Below are 3457 nucleotides of genomic sequence, written 5' to 3'. Positions count from 1 at the left end.
CACCGTGTTTCCGCTTTATGAGCGCGTGCATTACGCCACGCCGCTAGGCAGCTCGGCCAACTTACCCAAGGAGCATTGGTGATGCTAAATCGAATCAAACACTCAGTGAGCGACTTTTTCACCGAAGGCAAAGCGCTGGAAGCGCCGGGACTGGATTACAGCGTGCCGCCGTCGTTTGCGGCCAACCTGCCTTGGATTAACGTCAGCGATAAAGGTCTGGTGCAGCTGGAAGATGGCCGATCGATGGGCCTGTTTTTTGACATCACCCCCGTGACCACCGAAGACAAAACCCAAGATGAATTAAACAAAATCATTCGTAGTGTCGCGCATTCGCTGACCTCTCTGGTTGATGAAGACCACCCTTGGGTGGTTCAACTCTTCGCACGCGATGTGGACAACTTTGGCGATATAACACAGACGCTGTGGGATAACGCCCGTATCAAAGACGACTTCACGCGCGCCGTTCTGGATGTGGATAAACGCCATTTTGACCTAATTGGCCGTGAGCAAGGGATTTTTGCGGTAGACAGTCGTCCCTGGCGAGCGCGTGAGCGTCAAGTTCGCCTGGCGGTGTATCGATGGATGCCCGAAAGCGCCACCCTCGAACAACAACAAAAGAATCTCAGAGAACTGCGAAGCATTCGACGTCGCTTACTCTCTCCTAGCACGTTTAACGACCAAGGCATTGCCATCCAATCCAGCACAGGGGAAAGCATCCACGCTTGGCTGGCACCGTTCTTCAATCCGTCCGGTATTCGCGGCGAAACACTGCGTTATCGCCCGGCGCGCAGCGTGATTGACCAGGATTTTTCTGAGCGGTTACTGCGAAGTGGTATTCGCTCGGATGTCGAAAACGGCCTGTGGTGGTTTGAGGGGGATAAAACTGTCGGCATGCGCGTTATGGAACTCGATACGTGGGATAACGAATCGTTTCTGGCGGGCGCCGTCTTTGGTGAGGTCGCGGAGGATGGCGACCGCCGCCCTCAAAACGTCGTGTTTGATGAACTGCCACCGGGCACCATGCTGTCGATGACGCTCATCGCACAAAGTAAAGCGCAGGCCCGAGCGCGCATTAAAACCATCAAAGACGCAGCGGTCGGCGATGAGCCCGAACTGGAAGCGCAGCGAGAAGCGTGTGATGATTTTAATGTGCATATTGAAAAGCACCCCCTTTGGCGCGGCCAACTGGCCTTTTATATCCAAGGGGACAGTGTGCATGACATTGAAGACCGCACCGATTCATTACGAGCCGCATTCAACGGCCGTAACCTCTCTCTGCGCTTTATCAAAAACAGCGACCAAGAATCCCCATTGGACAGCTACCTGCGCTGGTTGCCAATGAATTACCATCCCGAGCAAGACGACAAACTCTGGTACTGCGGTTGGGTGTGGCTGGAAGACATGCTGCGCCTGTCTCCACTGTTTGGCCGCGCCACCGGTACTGGTAGTGATTTGTTCCACTATTACAACCGAGGCGGAGAGCTGTTTGGCTTTGATCCGCTGGGCGATTTTCTCTCGAACGGTCACTTAAATCTGTTCGGACCGTCGGGCTCGGGCAAGTCGGCCACGTTAGTCGGAATGTGTTTGCGGTTACTGGCGATGAAACGCCCACGTCTGTTCATCATTGAAGCCGGTAACAGTTTTGGTTTGTTTGGCCAGTTTTGTGAGCGCTATGGGCTGAGCGTGAATCGTATTCAGGTCAACGCCCACTCTCAAGGATTAATGGCGCCGTTCGCCGATGCCAAACACCTGGTTGGTCAAGCCGTACCTCACGTCAGCGACGATAGCGCGCTCGACATTGAGCGTCTCAATGACCACGACTCCGAAGACGATGAAGAGCGAGACATCTTGGGGGAGCTGGAAATCATGGCCAGACTGATGATAACCGGGGGTGAGCAACGTGAAATCAACGACTATCGCCGCGCGGACTCCTCCATGGTGCGTGAAGCCCTCAAAGCCGCTGCTGAGCGATGTCATCAAACACAAGAGCAAGTTCGCCCTTCCCACATCAAAGACGCCCTCATCGCGTTCAGTGAAGAGGCCACTCGACCAGAAGCACGTCGCGAGCGCGCTCGCGTGATGGGCGAAGCCATTGCATTTTTCTGTGACGGACTGGAAGGTCAAGTGTTTAACCAAGAAGCCGAAAACTGGCCGGAGGCCGATGTGACCATCATTGATTTGGGGTTATACGCCAAGACCGGTTACGAAGCCCAAATGGCGGCGGCGTACATTTCCTTGATTAACCGCATCAACGGCATTGCCGAACGCGACCAATACACAGGACGAGACATTGTGACGCTGACCGATGAGGCGCACCTCATTGTCACCAATGAGTTACTGGCACCGTATGCGGTAAAAATTGTCAAGATGTGGCGAAAACTGTCGGCCTGGTTCTGGCTCGCCACCCAAGATTTAGCCGACTTCCCGTCCATTGCACGCAAGATGCTCAATAACGCCGAGTGGTGGGTCATGCTCAACATGCCCGAAGATGAAATAAAAAACCTAGAAGCGTTTAAAAAGCTCTCGGACAGCGAAAAGGAGCTCATTCGCTCCATGCAATCGGAAAAACACAAATACAAAGAAGGCGTCGTGACGGGCATGGACAATACCTTGATGCAACGCTTTCGAATTGTGCCCCCGGCATTGTATCTGGCACTGGGTGAAACGGATGGGCCGTCGAAAAAGGCACGCAAAGCGTTAATGGACGAGCAGAATATCGATGAGCTGGACGCCGGTCTACTCAAAGCCCATCAAATTGAGCAAGCCAGACGTGAGTATCAAGGGGAGTGGTCATGAGCAAGCAAGCCCTCGCTCTCACGCTGTGTGCCAGCCTGCTGTATCACCATACCGCCACCGCACAAAGCGTGACGACCCCAGAGGTCATCGCCAGCGCACTCTGCCCAGACTGCTTGGATTATCAAATCATTGGCACCTGCCTGTGGATGACCTGCACACCTGTCGGATGCAGCACGAGTACCTCCATCAAAGTCAAACATCGACTCCCTGATTTTGTGGTGATGAGCTATGGCGAAACCGGGCAAGCGCCTTGGCAAGACACCGCCTGGATGTCTCCTGACAATCCGTATTCAGAAAACGGCGGTCACAGCGCCAGACGCAGCGTACAAGGGCTCGATAACACCTCGCTGCGGTTTTATAACACCGATGTGATTGGCCACCCTGGCGGGCAAAGCGTGTTCTCATTGCTCGCAGGCTTTGGCTTTTTTATTCGCTCTCAAGTCACGCCAATGATGCCGCATTACCTCTCCAGCCTTGACCCGCTCGGTTGGCGCTACAACCTGCCAGATGCATTGTCGATAGAGGCATGGAACCCACTGGCCGATGCGCTGGGTAACTTTGGGGATGTGTATCCGCGTGGCGGCTTTGTGCTGCAGCGCCACCCCTTTAAATCCGCGGCGCTGAGCGCGTTTCGCGCCCTGCATGTGGTGACTCGCCGCGG

The 3457-nt window shown here is 54.6% G+C and carries 2 protein-coding genes; both read left to right on the top strand.

Annotated features, from left to right (window positions below; all coding sequences use genetic code 11):
- Positions 1-81: 81 nt before the first annotated feature.
- Entirely contained in the window at positions 82-2796 is a 2715-nt protein-coding gene (locus KIO97_RS15430) for a conjugative transfer ATPase (protein WP_285383361.1), read from the top strand.
- Positions 2793-3457: TraU family protein (locus tag KIO97_RS15425; protein WP_285383359.1), on the top strand; the 665-nt coding region annotated here is incomplete at its 3' end. The genes KIO97_RS15430 and KIO97_RS15425, both read left to right, overlap by 4 nt.

It is taken from the genome of Vibrio sp. B181a (genome assembly GCF_030248375.1).
GTDB classification, from domain to species: domain Bacteria; phylum Pseudomonadota; class Gammaproteobacteria; order Enterobacterales; family Vibrionaceae; genus Vibrio; species Vibrio campbellii.
The sequence above is the reverse complement of the archived record's forward strand: the minus strand, read 5'-3'. Positions and strand labels throughout refer to the sequence as shown.